Source organism: Clostridium sp. CTA-1 (genome assembly GCF_054768215.1).
In genome coordinates this window covers 210,596-226,219 of record NZ_BAAAAP010000002.1, presented here as the reverse complement: position 1 = coordinate 226,219, position 15,624 = coordinate 210,596, and the positions used below count along the sequence as shown (strand labels likewise).

Annotated in this window: 13 protein-coding genes and 1 riboswitch; of the genes, 2 read left to right on the top strand and 11 right to left on the bottom strand. The window is 27.2% G+C overall.

The features are described from left to right. Nucleotides 1–4 precede the first annotated feature (4 nt). The 3 genes from hypB to ACYUEW_RS02610 form a co-directional block, all read right to left on the bottom strand. Nucleotides 5–673 (bottom strand): hydrogenase nickel incorporation protein HypB, encoded by a 669-nt coding sequence (gene hypB, locus ACYUEW_RS02620; protein ID WP_257411741.1) that lies wholly within the window; start codon nucleotides 671–673, stop codon nucleotides 5–7. A gap of 88 nt (nucleotides 674–761) precedes the next feature. Continuing rightward, on the bottom strand, nucleotides 762–1,742 hold the full coding sequence (locus ACYUEW_RS02615) for a DUF5692 family protein (RefSeq protein WP_045517948.1): 981 nt from the start codon (nucleotides 1,740–1,742) through the stop codon (nucleotides 762–764). A gap of 403 nt (nucleotides 1,743–2,145) precedes the next feature. After that, nucleotides 2,146–2,928 carry an ECF transporter S component gene (locus ACYUEW_RS02610; protein WP_163243730.1) on the bottom strand — a complete coding sequence of 261 codons (783 nt, stop codon included), beginning with the start codon at nucleotides 2,926–2,928 and terminating at the stop codon, nucleotides 2,146–2,148. 95 nt (nucleotides 2,929–3,023) lie between these two features. Continuing rightward, a riboswitch (THF riboswitch) is annotated at nucleotides 3,024–3,124 on the bottom strand. Between the two features lie 133 nt (nucleotides 3,125–3,257). Here ACYUEW_RS02610 and ACYUEW_RS02605 point away from each other — a divergent pair. Beyond that, on the top strand, nucleotides 3,258–3,446 hold the full coding sequence (locus tag ACYUEW_RS02605; RefSeq protein WP_045517944.1) for an H-type small acid-soluble spore protein: 189 nt from the start codon (nucleotides 3,258–3,260) through the stop codon (nucleotides 3,444–3,446). A gap of 85 nt (nucleotides 3,447–3,531) precedes the next feature. Here ACYUEW_RS02605 and ACYUEW_RS02600 read toward each other — a convergent pair whose 3' ends face one another. From ACYUEW_RS02600 to ACYUEW_RS02570, 7 genes are all read right to left on the bottom strand, one after another. After that, nucleotides 3,532–4,173 carry a lactate utilization protein gene (locus ACYUEW_RS02600; protein ID WP_163243729.1) on the bottom strand — a complete coding sequence of 214 codons (642 nt, stop codon included), beginning with the start codon at nucleotides 4,171–4,173 and terminating at the stop codon, nucleotides 3,532–3,534. Between the two features lie 234 nt (nucleotides 4,174–4,407). After that, complete coding sequence (locus tag ACYUEW_RS02595) at nucleotides 4,408–5,670, bottom strand: sensor histidine kinase (RefSeq protein ID WP_163243728.1); 1,263 nt, start codon at nucleotides 5,668–5,670, stop codon at nucleotides 4,408–4,410. Nucleotides 5,671–5,841: 171 nt separating this feature from the next. Continuing rightward, on the bottom strand, nucleotides 5,842–6,555 hold the full coding sequence (locus tag ACYUEW_RS02590) for a response regulator transcription factor (protein WP_003488920.1): 714 nt from the start codon (nucleotides 6,553–6,555) through the stop codon (nucleotides 5,842–5,844). A gap of 896 nt (nucleotides 6,556–7,451) precedes the next feature. Then, nucleotides 7,452–10,148: an ABC transporter permease gene (locus ACYUEW_RS02585; RefSeq protein ID WP_460276183.1), complete on the bottom strand. Its 2,697-nt coding sequence runs from the start codon at nucleotides 10,146–10,148 to the stop codon at nucleotides 7,452–7,454. Further along, on the bottom strand, nucleotides 10,135–10,827 hold the full coding sequence (locus tag ACYUEW_RS02580) for an ABC transporter ATP-binding protein (RefSeq protein WP_003488916.1): 693 nt from the start codon (nucleotides 10,825–10,827) through the stop codon (nucleotides 10,135–10,137). The genes ACYUEW_RS02585 and ACYUEW_RS02580 overlap by 14 nt, the downstream gene beginning before the upstream one ends. A gap of 183 nt (nucleotides 10,828–11,010) precedes the next feature. After that, on the bottom strand, nucleotides 11,011–12,045 hold the full coding sequence (locus ACYUEW_RS02575; protein ID WP_163243726.1) for a VgrG-related protein: 1,035 nt from the start codon (nucleotides 12,043–12,045) through the stop codon (nucleotides 11,011–11,013). A gap of 284 nt (nucleotides 12,046–12,329) precedes the next feature. Next, nucleotides 12,330–13,325, bottom strand: a complete 996-nt coding sequence (locus tag ACYUEW_RS02570) for a DUF4003 domain-containing protein (RefSeq protein ID WP_460276182.1) — start codon at nucleotides 13,323–13,325, stop codon at nucleotides 12,330–12,332. Between the two features lie 819 nt (nucleotides 13,326–14,144). On the opposite strand from ACYUEW_RS02570, the gene ACYUEW_RS02565 reads away from it, so the two are divergent. Next, a complete protein-coding gene (locus ACYUEW_RS02565) occupies nucleotides 14,145–14,438 on the top strand; it encodes an H-type lectin domain-containing protein (RefSeq protein WP_003488913.1) in 294 nt (97 codons plus the stop codon). Nucleotides 14,439–14,704: 266 nt separating this feature from the next. On the opposite strand, the gene ACYUEW_RS02560 is transcribed toward ACYUEW_RS02565, so the two are convergent. Then, nucleotides 14,705–15,610, bottom strand: coding sequence for a sensor histidine kinase (locus ACYUEW_RS02560; protein WP_460276181.1), 906 nt, complete (start codon nucleotides 15,608–15,610; stop codon nucleotides 14,705–14,707). Between the last annotated feature and the right edge of the window lie 14 nt (nucleotides 15,611–15,624).

Sequence of the window (15,624 nt, the reverse complement as noted above, 5' to 3'; positions counted from 1 at the left end):
TTATTTATACCCTCCAATTTTTTACTTCAGTACGTATCCAGTTGATCCATTCATCAATTCCCTCACCAGTTTTAGCAGAGATTTTGATAACCTTAATATTAGGATTCAATTTTTTTATACGATCTTCCACTGCCTTAAAATCAAAGTCAAAATTAGCTATTGCATCTATTTTATTAATTAATACAACATCAACAACAGAGAACATCAAAGGATATTTCAAAGGTTTGTCGTCACCCTCTGGTACACTTAAAATCATGGCATTTTTTGATGCACCAGTGTCAAATTCTGCTGGACATACCAAATTGCCTACATTTTCTAAGATGGCAAAATCAACTCCTTCTGTTCCAAGACCCAATAGACCTTGCTTGGTCATATTTGCATCAAGATGACACATTCCACCTGTGTGCAATTGGATTACTTTTGCACCAGTCTGAGCAACAGTATGGGCATCAACTTCAGAGTCAATGTCTGCTTCTAGAACACCAATGTTCATTTCATCTTTCAAAGCTTCAATTGTTTTTAAAACAGTTGTTGTTTTACCTGAGCCTGGTGATGACATCAAGTTTAATAAAAAAGTCTTCTCTTTTCTTAATTCCTCCCTAAGCAAATTCGCTTGTTGATCATTATCTTCGAAAACACTTTTCTTAATTTCAATAACTTTATATTTGTCCATATCACCTATACCCCCATTTTATATTAAAGTTTATTTATACTCTTTTTCTATTTGATAAATAAAAACTGTTATCCTATTAACATGATATTTATTCTGCAAGTGATTTAACTTCCTTATATTTTCCCAAATCTGTATAAAGCTCGCCAAGATAAGGATTTCTCTTTGTCTTACCTATTTTATAAATCATATAAATAAATACTGCTATATTTACAACTAGTGCTACGAAGCTAAATGCAAATAGTAGTGCTGGATTGTAGGGTGACTTAACAGCAAAAGCCCCCTTATCAATGAATGATGGGAAGGTCTGTGCAAACATACACCATAATGCCAGTGTTTGTGCACGGTGCTGTAGCCATGCTCCTTTTCCCACAGTAAATGCACAAATAGTTGGAGCCAATAACAAAGCAAATCCACAATACCAAGCATGTCCTGGCAGACAATTATACGTATAAGCAAAATTCCATAAATCATATGCTATTATCCAAAACCATAGCATATCAGGCCACAGCATATCTTTGCTTCCATCCTTAGCAGTCTGTTTTTTTATACAAATTCCAAACCATCCGGTTATAGTTATTATATTTAAGATACCTGCTATGCCATTCATAAAATTCCAAGAACCCCCAAGTACATACATAGCTTCATCTGCTAAAATTCCTCCACCATGATATTGAATACCAACTTGGAAATCCCGCGCTACTGCCTCTATAATATTGATAGCGAGAATAAGTGGTGGAAAACATAATGCCCATTTTTTATCGGATAATCTGCACTCTTCACCTGTGAGTTTATTTTTCCATTTAACATGCCTGATGCACCAAAAACCTATACATCCTGCTGTAGAAGAATACACCTTCGCTAAATGAAACCAGTCTGTATAAGTTGTATCACTTAATACTGTAAACCACAATATTGAAAGTATTAGTGGTAAAATAAAAAAACAGAGAAAACCAATAGTTTTCCATCTACGAGCTATTTCATTAAAACCAAAAAGCGCTACAAAAACAATTATCCAAACACCCCATACGCTTAATGCTGATGCCCCATCTGCGTAATTGAAGAGAAACATAAAGTACCTCCCTAATATAAAAATTGATATTCTATTAAGTTTATTATACAATTTATCCCAGTTAATCTTCAATAGGCAAATAACTAAAAGTGTCTATTGACATGCTACGCATCAATTTTCTATGGAAAATTTTTTTGAGATCCTTACTGAAAAGAATATAAATAATTAAAAATTTTTAATACACTTAGAAATCGTTATCCAGGGAAGTACCCGCTCTTTACTCCCACTCTGAAAAAGATGGGAGTATTAGAGCGGGTAGTCATCAGATAAATATATAAATATCTTAAAAATAAGAATATAATTGTAGATTTTACAGAGCGGAGCGAAGTAAAAGCTTCCTCATCTGTTCTCTGTTCATTTTACTCTGTACTCTAAATAAAGAAGTTGCGTTGCAACTTCTTTATTATTGGTTACTTATTTTTAACACTACTGATTCATATACCCTTAATAGTAATGATACTGCATAAGATTCAAATACTATCATAAATACTTCCTCTACAATCCTTGGTATCCATAAAAACATAAAACTTTTTCCTTGAAGTCCTGGTATAAACATTAATAGTATATAGGTATTTAGAGTACATACTATTATTCCTGGTATTCCTATAGCTAAAATCATTTTCATGTAATTCTCATATATATCTTTAACAGTGTTATTGTTTTTCAATTTAATATTTATTATAAATACTATTAAAACAAATATAGTTATTATTTCTATAGCTGACAAAACAAATATATATTTTTTACCTAATATATTCATTATTTTAAAAGAAAAGGATTTATCTAGCAGTAATGTCATTAAATGAATAGCACCAGCTAATGAACCTAAAACCATAAAAAATATTGGATAATATTTTTCTATTTTATCTATATGTACATTTTTAATTTTAAACCATATTATTCCTGTAAGTATACCACTTAATATACTAGTCAATGTTAAAAATGGAATATATGCTCCCATAGGTTTTATTATATAAGCTAATATGTCTACTACCCCAGAAACAACACCGCCTATAGCTCCACCAAAAAGCACTGCTGGCATTTTAATAAATATACCGGCAAAACTTATCCTCATAGCACCAGCTCCGGCTATAGGTACCATTATGCTAAAAAATCTTAATATTATAGCTGCAGCTATAAAAAGTCCACATAGTACCATTGTTTTCACTTGAATTTCTTTTTTCATTTTTGCTCCCCCTTTTAAAATAAAAAAACACTCATTTTCTCCACTAGATTACACTAAAGAGAAAAATAAGTGTTTTGAATATAACTCTCTAATGTAACAGCGGAATGCGGTAATACATCGCAAATCTTTTAAAGATTTTTCTTTTAGAGACAACTTCCCGTCCTCTAAACCTTAACGTGTAATTACCTACTCTGTTACTTTAAAATTTCAAAATTAAATTGTCTAAACACATTATACAGAAATACAAATATAATGTCTACATATTTTATATAGAAATGTAAAAACTAATAAAGGACAATAGAAAAATTAGTGCTAAAGGAGTGAATAAAATGGACGCAATTAGAGCTTCTCAGTTAATTAATTCTAGAGAAACGGATGTTTATTGTAAAGGCGAACCTGTAATTATAAGATCCGTAGATGAATATTCTAAAATGGCTACAGTGGAAAGTTTAAATAACGGTACAACTATAATGGCTCCTCTTAATGACATAAGAGATAGCGGTGTTATAAATCATTAAAATTTTGAATCTATACTAAATTAAGCACACCACAAAAATAATATTAATGGTGTGCTTAATTTAACTTATGTGATTTTTATAATAATTAGTATCCAAAATCTTCATTTATAAATATTACATGAATTCTATCCTTATTTCCTTGTCTCTTTATCAATGTATACTCATTACATATTCTCTCTTCACTTTTGCAGTCCATGCAATATCCTAGCTTTGTGCAAGGAGTTTTTCTTTGTAATCTTTTAGTATTAGCTGGTGCTGATACATATACGTTTCTTTTTATGGCTTCATCTAAGTCTCTCACTATTTTATTTACTCCGGCTATAACAATAACCTTATCTGGTCCATAAAGCATAGCTGCAACCCTATTTCCATTTCCATCTACATTATATAATTCTCCCTTTTCAGTTATAGCATTGGAACTTGCAAAATAGGCATCTGCAAAAAATGATTCTCTGAATACATTTTTGATATCCTGTGGAGTTAAGCCTTCCTTATATCTATCTAAAAATTCATATCTTCCAGATCTTAAATGATCTATAACTCCAGTTTCAAATAAAGTCATAGAACCACCGCAAGAAACCTTAGCTCCTTCTTTTACTATTTCTTTTATTTTATCTATTAATTCATCCTTATCCTTAACTAAATATCCATTCATATTATTTTCCTGTAAGGATTCTATGGTTCTCATTATTCTTTGTTTTTTTACCTCTAAAATATTTTTATCCAAAATCATACCCTCCCATACTTATTTATTTTTTTATTTCCCTACTAGTTATATTTTATCAAATTTTAAGTAAGAATTAACCATCATTAATATCAAATTTTGTGATTTTACTTAACAATATCTAAAATAAAAGAATTTATAAAATTTATCCGTAATTACTTGCAATAAGAAGCGAAGAAACGATTGAAATTTGATTTTAGAAATTCATTCCTTAAATATTACCTGAATAGTTACAATTTATATAACAGTTTTTAAAAATGTTATTATAAATTCCGTTCCTTTTCCCTCTTCGCTTTCTACAATTATACTTCCATTTTGAGATTCTATTATGGATTTGGTAAGGGAAAGGCCTATACCTATGCTGGAAGGATTAACTGAATTTTCTCCTTTATAAAATCTTTCAAATATTTTATTTTGTAATTTTTCTGGTATTCCTTCTCCGTTATCTTTTATACTTATAGTTAAAGATATTGGTGTTTCTTCACAACTTATTTTTATTTGTCCATAATTATCTGTATGTTCTATAGAATTTTTTATAATATTAGAAATAGCCTCTGCTGTCCATTCCATATCATGCTTAAAATATACATCTTCATCTATATTAATTATTACCTTTTGTGATTTTCTCTTAGCTTTCTCACTAAGACCTGCTAATGCTTTACTTACCGTGACATACAAGGGATTATTTTCTCTTTTAAATTCTACTACTCCAGCCTCTAGTCTACCTATTTTCAAAAGATTTATAATAAGCCATTCCATTCTTTTTAACTGTTCATCACTAAGTTTTAAAAAATTTTCTCTATCTTCTATTGGCATATTTTCATCCTTCATTAATTCATTAAACATTATTAAAGAAGATAGCGGCGTTTTTAATTGATGAGAAATATCTGATATTATATTTTTTAAAAATATTTTTTCTTTTTTTAAGTTTAATAAAGATTCCTCTAATCTGTTTGACATTAAATTAAATTTAGAAGAAAGAATATAAAAATCTCCTTCTCTATTTTCATCTACAAATTTATTGAAATGGCCATCCATTATTTCTTCTGAGGCTTTAGTGAACACTTCTGCTTTTTTATAAAAATACTTAAACTTATCATATATTATTATATATATAATAAAAATAGCTAAAGCAAAATAAATTATGGTTCTATATATAAATTTTATACTAAAGTTCTTTAATACTGGATTTTTATAAAGTTCTAAATTTTCATCATAAGAGTATTTTTCTAAAACATTCTTTCCTATTTTATAATTTTTTTCTTCATTATATCTTGCATCTTCATTACTCTTTAAAGAAAGTATTATTTCTTCTTCCAGTTCTGGATGTTTTGATAGTATATTTCCTACTATCAAGGTATTTTGATTTATGTAATCTTTATTTAATTTATTAAGTTCTCCTTTTATAAAAATTGTAGTTAATGTAGCAAATAAAATAAATATTATGCTGAATTTAAAAGTTAATTCTTTAATTTCAGGATTTCTAAAATATTTTAACAAAATTATCCCCCTCAGTTGTACTAAATTAATTTATAAAGATTTAATATAATATTTTATAGTTTTAATATATATGTAGTAACTATCTACTGAAAATTCCACAATCTACTTTACACTGAGTTAAAATATTAAATGGAGTTTACACAAATTGTTTTACATTCTTATAAAGCACTTTTATTCACTCCATCTATAACCTATCCCCCTTACAGTTTCTATATATTCAGGTTTTTTAGGATCTTTTTCTATTTTCTCTCTTAACCTTTTTATATAAACATTTAATGTGTTTCCATCTACAAAACTTCCATCCACATCCCAAATTTTTTCTAATAAAACATTCCTAGATAACACATTCCCTTTGTTTTCTACTAATATTAAAAGTAATTTATATTCCCCTGCTGTTAATAAAATTTCTTCTTCCCCTTTAAATACTTTTGCTTTTAAGGGTTCTATTATTATGTCCTTTGAAATTATTTTATTACTATTTAAATTATTCTCTTTTATATTCTTATTTTTTGATTCTGTTTCCTTAGCTCTTCTTCTTAAAACTGCATTTATCCTAGATAAAAGTTCTCTTATTCTAATGGGTTTTGTTATATAGTCATCGCCTCCCATGTCTAATCCTAAAACCACATTAGCTTCTTCATCACAGGCAGTCATAAATATTACTGGGATTAAGCTTTCTTCTCTTACTTCACTACAAAAATCATATCCACTTCCATCTGGTAACATTAAATCTAATAAAATTAAATCTAATTCTTCTTCTTTTAAAATCTTTCTAGCCTCTTTCAAATTTTTAGCTCTTTTAACTTCATAATTTTCTTGTTTTAATGTATATTCCACTCCAATGGCCAGGGCCATATCATCTTCTACTAATAATATTTTTGTCACAAAACCCTCTCCTTATATAATGTAGTTGTAACATTTAATATAAAATATATCTATTTTGTTAATAATTATTAACAGATTAATTCCAAAATCGTTCTTATATTCTTAGTATCCCATAGGATGTTTAATCATTTGATTCTTAAACTTGAATAAATTTTTCTTATATTAGTTACTAACTATATAATTAAATTATCAATAGATAAAAAACTTAATAATTTTATTATATATACCTTATTTAATTATAATTTATATTATAATTATTTAAAAGAAAAGTAATTTATCTATTAAAACATCTAAATTTTTAAATGTTATTTTATATAATTAAATTATAAAAAAATAGACTTAAGCTCTACTATGAGCTATAAGTCTTTATAATCCTACTTCACAACTAATAAATCCAATGTTGCCATCATACCTAAAAAGGCCATATAATCATCATTTTTTTTATCCCCTTTTTTATTTTTCCCCTTATCTTTTTCTATTATTTCTTTTTTCATATTTTTCTCCCCCATTATTATAGATTAAACTTTAAGCTTTTAACTATCATTTTTAATTATTAATTTTTTCAGTCCATTGTAATTATTATTTATACCTGTAATTATTACTTTTAAAGATTAACTAGCATAAAAACTTTACACTAATTAAAATTTAGAAGATAATGCAAAATATATATTACTATAAATAATCAAATTATGCTGAGATTCTAATACAAAATGTATTTTAATATAATCTAATTTTAATATAGCAAATAGAAAAATATATGTAATAAACATATGAATAAGCTTTAGTGGGAGTAAAAACTCCCACTGAAGCCAAGAACTCTGTTTATGAATATATTTTTTCTATTTGCGGCATTAAAATTAAATTTATTTTAAAACATCCTCTTATTGATACTATTTTTATTCTTTTGCTCTTATATTTTCTACTATACTCATCTTTTTAAGTTTTCTAAGTGGTATTATTGAAGCTAAAATTGTTATGGCTATTACTCCTAAAATACCTATTGCAAATACATCTATAGGAAACTTAATATCAAAACTCATAAAATCTGAGCTCTTTTTTAAAAGGAAATTATATAATACATAGGATATAATTGATCCAAATACACTGGTAAATACCCCATGAAGTAACCCTTCTAGCATTACCATTTTATTTAATTGGGCTTTTGTCATTCCTATAGCTGTTAAAGTTGCAAATTCTGATTTTCTAAGAAGTAATCCTATAGTTACAGTATTTATTATATTTACCATTCCGATTATGGTTATTATAGTTATAAAACCATACATAAATACCGCAACTTGCTTGTTAATGCTTTCCATTTGGTTGTTCATATTATAAACATCCATATAGCTTCCTTCTACTTCTTCTGCTTTTTTTTCAAAATAACTTTCATATTTTTCTCTAGCCTTTTCATCTTTATAAGTTATAGCAACAGATTTTATAGGTAATGTGCCAAAATTATTTTCAAAACATTTATCACTAAAAACTAAGCCTATACTATCTTTACCTAAATTTCCATTAAAACTGTCCTTACTTAATATACCTACTATAGTTAATTCAATGAAATCTCCTTTTTCTATACCTTGTTTATATTCTTCTTTTAAATTAATTTTCTTTTCTTCTCCTCTTTCAGGATAAAATTTATCTTTAGTCCTTGGAATTCTTATTTTATCCCCAACCTTATATTTTGTAATATCTGATATTACTTTTCCTCCGTTTTTCTTAGTTATCTCATTTCTATTTATAAGCAATACTCCATTATTATTTAAAGCTTTTATATCTATTTTTCCATCTACTAAATTGTTTTTTGCCTCTTCAAAGGAAGCTTTATCATAGGCTGAATATGCTATATTATCTAAACAGACATAATCTTTTCCTTTAATTTTTTCACTTTTAGGCATTTCTTTATTTATTTTTTCATAATATTTTTCATTTAAAATATTTTTTTCTAAATATACTAAAGCATTTCTAATCTTTGGAGCATATACTTCTTTTATACCATCTTTACTTCTAATTTCAGATATAAATTTTTGATCTATTGATTTATTTGTTTGAATACTAGCATCAAAAGGCATTGAATCCATAAATTGCTTAGTAATTTCTCCTGATATCTTACCCATAGAGGTGAAAATTATAAACATTATTAAAGATATCATAAGAGAAAAAACTGTTATTATAAATCTCTTATTATTTCTTCTTATATTTTTGTAGGCCACTGCCCCTTCTACACCAAATATTAATTTTGTAAGTCTTCCTTTTCTTCTTTTTATTTTTTCTTTTTTAAGGTTTGAAGAATTTCTTATAGCGTCTATTGGTGCTACCCTAGAGGCTTTTATAGCTGGACCTAACACAGATAGTATTATAGTTATAGCTGTAAGTACAATACATATAATTATAACCTCTTTATAAAATCCTATTTTTAAACCTTCAAATATGAACTGTTTTGAATTTGACATAAGCTTTATTGTAGTATAAATTCCTAAATATCCTGAAATTATTCCTATAGGAATAGCTATAATGCTCATTATAAAAGCTTCTTTAAATACTAGTTTTCTTATTTTAGCTGGAGTAGCTCCTATACTTCTTAATATACCAAATTGATTTATTCTCTCCGCTACAGAAATGTTAAAAGCATTATAAATAACAGCAACAGTACATACTATTATTAAGGTTACAATAAATACAAATATTCCCTTTGTCCCCTCATTTAATAAAGTGTTATTTCCCTCTGCCATAAGTCTTAATACGTCTTCATTAAAACTTATTTCCGGTATATCCTTTATTTTTTTATTTTCGCTTAACCCTACGGTTTTACCAACTTTCTTACCTATAGCTACCTTATTTTTCTTTTCTTTAAGATTTGCATAAAAAGAATACTCATCATCATTTTTTATGGAGTTCTTATCCAAATATCCTATAGCCTCATAAAAATTGCTTGATATACTTGTTTCAACATCAAAATATCCTACTATTTTATACTTTTTAACTTCTTTTGAATCCGATTTTTGTAAATTAATCTTTTCATTAGGATTAAAAAGTATTTGAGGATTGTCTTTTATTGCCTTTTTAAGTATTTCGGAATCCATATTAATTCCTTCTATATAATCTCCTACTTTTTTCCCTAATTTTCTCTTTGCTTTTTTTTCTAGTATTATTTCATCTGCTGCCTTGGGTTTTCTTCCTTCTTTCATATCAATAGTCATTACATTATTTAACATACTATTATCATAAAAATCTAAATTTAGGATTTTAGGATTATTGTCTGGTGAATTTTTACCAATATCACTGCCTGTTTTCTCACCATTTTTGTCATCCTTTAAAATAAAGCTATTATTTTCTTTACTTACACCATAATCCTTAATTTCAAAATTATTTTTTAATTTATTTACTTTATTTTCACTTACTCCTGAATATTTTACTTCATAGTTGCCTTTCTGCTCTCTTTCTCTTTGTATAAAATTATCTCTCATACTGAAAAATAAATTTCCTATACCAGAAAATAAAGATATGGCTAATATTATTCCTACTATGGTTAACACTGTTCTTTTCTTATTCTGTTTTAAATATCTTCCTGTAATTTCACTATAGCTTTTCAACTTTAGTCACCTCGTCCCCTTTAACTTCTCCATCTGCTATGGTTATAACTCTATCTGCCATTTTTGCTATATTTAAGTCATGGGTTATAAGCACTAGGGTTTGATTATATTTTTTAACTGAATATCTTAAAAGTTCTATTATTTCCTTGGAATTTTTAGAATCTAGATTACCTGTAGGTTCATCTGCCAATATTATAGATGGTTTATTAGCTAAGGCCCTACCTATAGAAACCCTTTGCTGCTGTCCACCAGACAGTTGTGAAGGTAAGTGATTTTTTCTTTCTCTTAATCCTAATATATCTAAAAGTTCTTCCATATATTTTTTATCTGGTTTTTTATTATCTAAAAGCACTGGCATTTCCATATTTTCTTCTGCGGTAAGTACTGGTATTAGATTATAAAACTGAAATATAAATCCTATTTTTCTTCTTCTTAATATAGCTAATTCATTTTCCTTTAAAGAATATATATTTGTACCTTCTAAAACAACTTTACCAGAGGTTGGCTTATCCACTCCCCCTAAAAGATGAAGTAATGTACTTTTACCAGAACCTGAAGGACCAACTATAGCCACAAATTCTCCTTGATTTATAGTTAAATTAATATTTTTTAAGGCATTTACTTTTATTTCACCTTTTCCATAACTTTTACAAAGATCTTTAACTTTTAATAATTCCATTTATAAGTCCACTCCTCTTTTTCTATTTGACTTGTCATCTACAAGTTATATATTAAACCTCTTTTATTACAATATTATAAATTTAATTATTACAAAATAGTAATAATTATGAATATATATTAACAAAAGCACCCAATCTCAAAGATTGAATGCTTTTTACATTTTCCTAATTTATATGTATTTTTAAACAAATTGTTCATTTAACATACTTAGCATGTCCTGTTTTTCTCTAGTAAATCTATTGTATACACTTTGTCTTATTTCAGGTGAACTACTTCTAAAATATACATTTACATTTTGACGTTCATTATATAAATCATTAATAATATTACTATCATTATTATTTAAATTTAGTTTTGAAAATATAGATGTAGCTCCTCCTACCCCATGTTGAACTACTGTAGACCATAAACTTTCCTTTAAAGCATTACTTCTTTTACTTATATCAAAATCAAATTTTGATTTCAAAGACTGCGCTACAGTATCATAAAAGTTTGCCTTTACGTAGTTTTGTTGTACCTTTAAAAATCTATCTTTATTTTGACTTGAAATACTCTTCCATGCGGCATCAAAATTTTCACCAAATGTACCGTTATCTTTAGACTTTGCATATGTAAGTTTATAATACATATCATTATTATTTCCTTTAAGTGAATTAATAAATGAATCTAAAGAACCTGTTCTAGATGAAAATTGCCATGCTCCATAGGACTTTCCGCCATAATCCCCTGGATCATCGCTGATTTCTGCGGGATTTAAATTAGATTCATACTTTGAAGCACGTATACCTAAACTGCTAAAACTATTATCCACTCTATTATTATAGCCTTTAGATAAAGAACTAGCTGCCCCTCTCATAGTTGAATTAAAATTACTTAGAGCATTCAATGAATTATCTAAACTAAATGAGCTTGTATTTGTCAAACTACTTAATAATGCCTGTGTTGCTACTAAGCTACCCATACCATTCATGCTGCCCATACTGCTCATACTATCCATGCCATTCATACTACTCATACCATTCATACTACTCATGCTACCCATACTATTCATCATTTGACTTAGCACTACCTGGAAAACCATTTGCTGCACTGCTTGTTGTTGGTCAAAATTCCCCAATGTTTTCCCATCAACAGTATTAGTATTATTACTATTATTCATTTGTGTTTTATATTGGTTTAAAAATATGCTATTAAGTAAATTTGTATTTTCCACCATAGTTATCCCCCATTTTATCCTAAAAAAGTATTTTTTCATCCTCACAAAATAAATATTATATTATATTATATGAATAAATATTTTTCTTAATAAACTTTATTTATATACAAAAGCCTGTAATAATCCACATTATAGCATTCTTTTTAGGCCCTTTCAATAGACACTTATAGGGGCTTTTCTACTATTTCCTAATATTTTGGGTATAAAAAATATAAATAAAACTCTCATTTAATAAAATAGATTTTTTAAAACAATTATACTTATATTGTTTATAATATTCTTTTTTATGAACTAGCTGATGAGGCCGCCGCTGCACTTGCTGCACAAGCTGCTGCTATGGCTGCCTGTTGTTGTGCTACTACTATAGCATTTATACTGTTCGCCAAAGTTATATCTATTAATCCTTTTTGAATTCTTTCTATATAAGAATCTGCTACTAAAGAAATAGCTAACATAACTATATGGGACTTTTCAATACTAAAGATTCCATAACCATCTTTTTCTTTTATATACTTATAAACCTCTTTTACTTCTTCTACTATCTTAATATCATTAGAAGCTATAAGAGTTAGTACCCCTAAAGAAGCTAATCCATCATATCTTAATTTGCACTTTTCACTCTTTAATTCGTTATATAAAGACACCGCCCTACTGCATTTACTTTGTGCATCTTCTTCTCCCAAAGCAAGTATTTGAGAAAGACTTTGAAGGGAATTTCCTTTAACAAAAGCCTTTTCGTTGAGTAGTTTATAACAAATCTCCATTTCTTCTGAAGTTTTTTCTATATCTAAATCTGAAGTAGCTAATACTGCTGCAAGAACATAATCATCTGCTGTAGTTAACCAAGGATGATTTTTCTTCATATTAGAGTAAAAATTCTTCATTCTTTGGATTTTTTCATCCCATTTATCCATAGAAACTTCTTTAACTATAGTATAAGAAGCTAAAGGTAAGTACTGACTATTTCTAAAACCTGCATCTCTCATTTTTTCGTATACCTTTTGCATGTTTTCAAAAAAATCTTTGTAATTACTTTCTAAATACAAAAGACTACTTAAAATAAATAAATTCATTCCTCTAAACTGAGAAAATAGCCCTACCTGTTTTTTTATATAATCTTTTATCTCTTCAATTTCTTCAACATTTACCTTCTTATCTTTAATAGCTGAGTTCATAGCCACAAAATGTTTTACTATGCTATACTCCCATTTAAAGGCTTTCTTAAGCTCATTATAATTCTCTGTCATCAAATCTATCTTTTGTTTTAATAATAATTCCATAGTTCCACCTCCACTATGATTTTTAATAATCATGTAAACATTTCTATTAATCTATGCTTTTTAGTATTTTTATTGTGCTATTATAGTGATTATTGTTTACTTAAAAACAAACTATTATTTTTAATATCTATTTTATCTCATTACAAACATACACAATACTATAGCTAAAGATATAACAAATATAATCTCCTTAATATAAGCATTTTTTTCTTTTTCCATCTTTCTATCCCCTAATTATAAATATTTTTTAAATAATTTTTATCCCCTAAAAAGTAATTCTTATAATAAAACTTCACTGTTCCATAAACAGAGTTCGTGGCTTTATAGGGAGTTTTTACTCCCACTAAAGCTTATTAACAGACTTCTTAGAAGTTTTACTCCTTAGAAGTCGTTATCCTTTAGGAGGAAATGGTTATCCAGGGACGTAACCGCTCTTTACTCCCACCTTGAAGAAGATGGGAGTATTAGAGCAGGTAGTCATCAGATAAAAATTACTTAATTCAACTTACCTCTATATTAAACTATTTATATTACAATATACTGAACTTAATTATTACAATTTCGTAATAATATAAAATTATAACTAAATCTATAGTTTTTGTTATATTCCAATAAAATGCTATACAGTTAATATTATATAATAATATGTCTATTTATAACAGTGTTAAAAGTCATGTATATATATTACTTTTAGCACTTAAATATATCTCATATTAGTTATAATCTATAATTGTAACAAAAATTATTTTTAAGCATATAATAATATTGTAATTAAATTATTAATATTAATTTTTCAACCAAACGATGGGAGAGAGAATTATGCAAATTAGAAGTGGACAAGCTTATTATGACCAAACTATTGGTGGTTGGAATCTTCTAAATGGTGATGGTATAAGAGAATATCGTACTACAATTAGTTTCAAAGAAGTATTTGAAAAAGAACCAACTGTAATGGTTGCTTTAAGCGGCCTTGATATAATAAAAAACCATAATGCACGTGTTAAAGTATATGTAGATAATGTAACTAACCGTGATTTTACGCTATGTATCCACACTTGGTCAGATTCCGAAATTTATGGAGTTGGAGTTAGCTGGATGGCTTATGGTGAATAGTAAAATTTAGATAATGTTTTTAAGGAACAGAAAATACTTCTGTTCCTTTTTTACACTAGTTATTGCCTTTAAATTTTTATTTCCTATAACTACTACCCTCTAGATAAATGAATATAAGCATAAATTTAATAGGAACTTTAAAAACTTACTTGAATTAGATATTAAATTATATGTATAATTTAATATGTGTTGGTTAACCTTGTGGTAGACATATGTTTTACATACACAAGGTAAAAAAGGCTGTACTTATTTTTGAGTACAGCCTCTTATTTTAAACTCCATTTACAAAAAATATATAATAAATTCCCATGAACTTCAGCATAAATTTCTCCATTCATTTTTTCCATAAGTCTTTTAGAAATAGATAAGCCTAATCCATTGCTTTCATTCTTATTGGTTCTGGCATCATCTTTTTTATAGAATCTATTAAAAATTAAATCTATATCTTCCTCTTTAATATCATCACATCTATTAATTGTAGTTAATACAGCTTTATTATTTTCTTTTTTTAAACCTATATAAACATCTTCCTTAGAATGTTTTATAATATTTACTATTAAATTTTGTAGTACTCTTTTTATAGCCCCTTCATTTCCAATTACCATAATGTTGTCCTTTGGCAAATCTATTTTAGGAGCTATATTTTTATCTAGAAAACTATTATAAAAAGAAGCTATGACTTCACACAGTATATTATTTATATTAATCTTTTCAAGCTCAATATAATAATCTGGTGATTCTATAATGGAAAGTTCAAAAAAATTACTTAATAAATTTTGTAAATCCTTTGCTCTTCTTTCAGCTATGTCTATATATTCTATTTGCTTTTCCTTTGATAGATTCCCTTTTTTTATCATTTGTATATAACCTATAATAGATGTAAGGGGTGTACGTAAATCATGAGATATATTAGCTATATTTTTTCTTATTTCTTCTTCTAGTCTTTTTTGCTTAATTTGTGATTGTATATTTATATCAATGTGTTTATTAATGCTATAGGCTAAATTCTCAATTTCTTTATCAAAAAGAGTAGCATCTATCTTTTTTAATGATTTCAAATCATTATATTCATTTAATTGGATTGTAATGTTTTTTATTTCTCTTTTCATAAAAAATACATAGGGGAGTAAGAGCAATAAAAAAATTATTAGCACTATTATAATAAAAATCATATTACTCTCCTCTC

What these genes read in the sequence shown, in the direction of transcription:
- ACYUEW_RS02570 (WP_460276182.1), bottom strand. Translation starts at nt 13,325, where the DNA reads ATGGAATTATTATTAAAACAAAAGATAGATTTGATGACAGAGAATTAT.
- ACYUEW_RS02560 (WP_460276181.1), bottom strand. Translation starts at nt 15,610, where the DNA reads ATGATTTTTATTATAATAGTGCTAATAATTTTTTTATTGCTCTTACTC.
- ACYUEW_RS02575 (WP_163243726.1), bottom strand. Translation starts at nt 12,045, where the DNA reads ATGGTGGAAAATACAAATTTACTTAATAGCATATTTTTAAACCAATAT.
- ACYUEW_RS02565 (WP_003488913.1), top strand. Translation starts at nt 14,145, where the DNA reads ATGCAAATTAGAAGTGGACAAGCTTATTATGACCAAACTATTGGTGGT.
- ACYUEW_RS02610 (WP_163243730.1), bottom strand. Translation starts at nt 2,928, where the DNA reads ATGAAAAAAGAAATTCAAGTGAAAACAATGGTACTATGTGGACTTTTT.
- ACYUEW_RS02580 (WP_003488916.1), bottom strand. Translation starts at nt 10,827, where the DNA reads ATGGAATTATTAAAAGTTAAAGATCTTTGTAAAAGTTATGGAAAAGGT.
- ACYUEW_RS02615 (WP_045517948.1), bottom strand. Translation starts at nt 1,742, where the DNA reads ATGTTTCTCTTCAATTACGCAGATGGGGCATCAGCATTAAGCGTATGG.
- hypB (WP_257411741.1), bottom strand. Translation starts at nt 673, where the DNA reads ATGGACAAATATAAAGTTATTGAAATTAAGAAAAGTGTTTTCGAAGAT.
- ACYUEW_RS02605 (WP_045517944.1), top strand. Translation starts at nt 3,258, where the DNA reads ATGGACGCAATTAGAGCTTCTCAGTTAATTAATTCTAGAGAAACGGAT.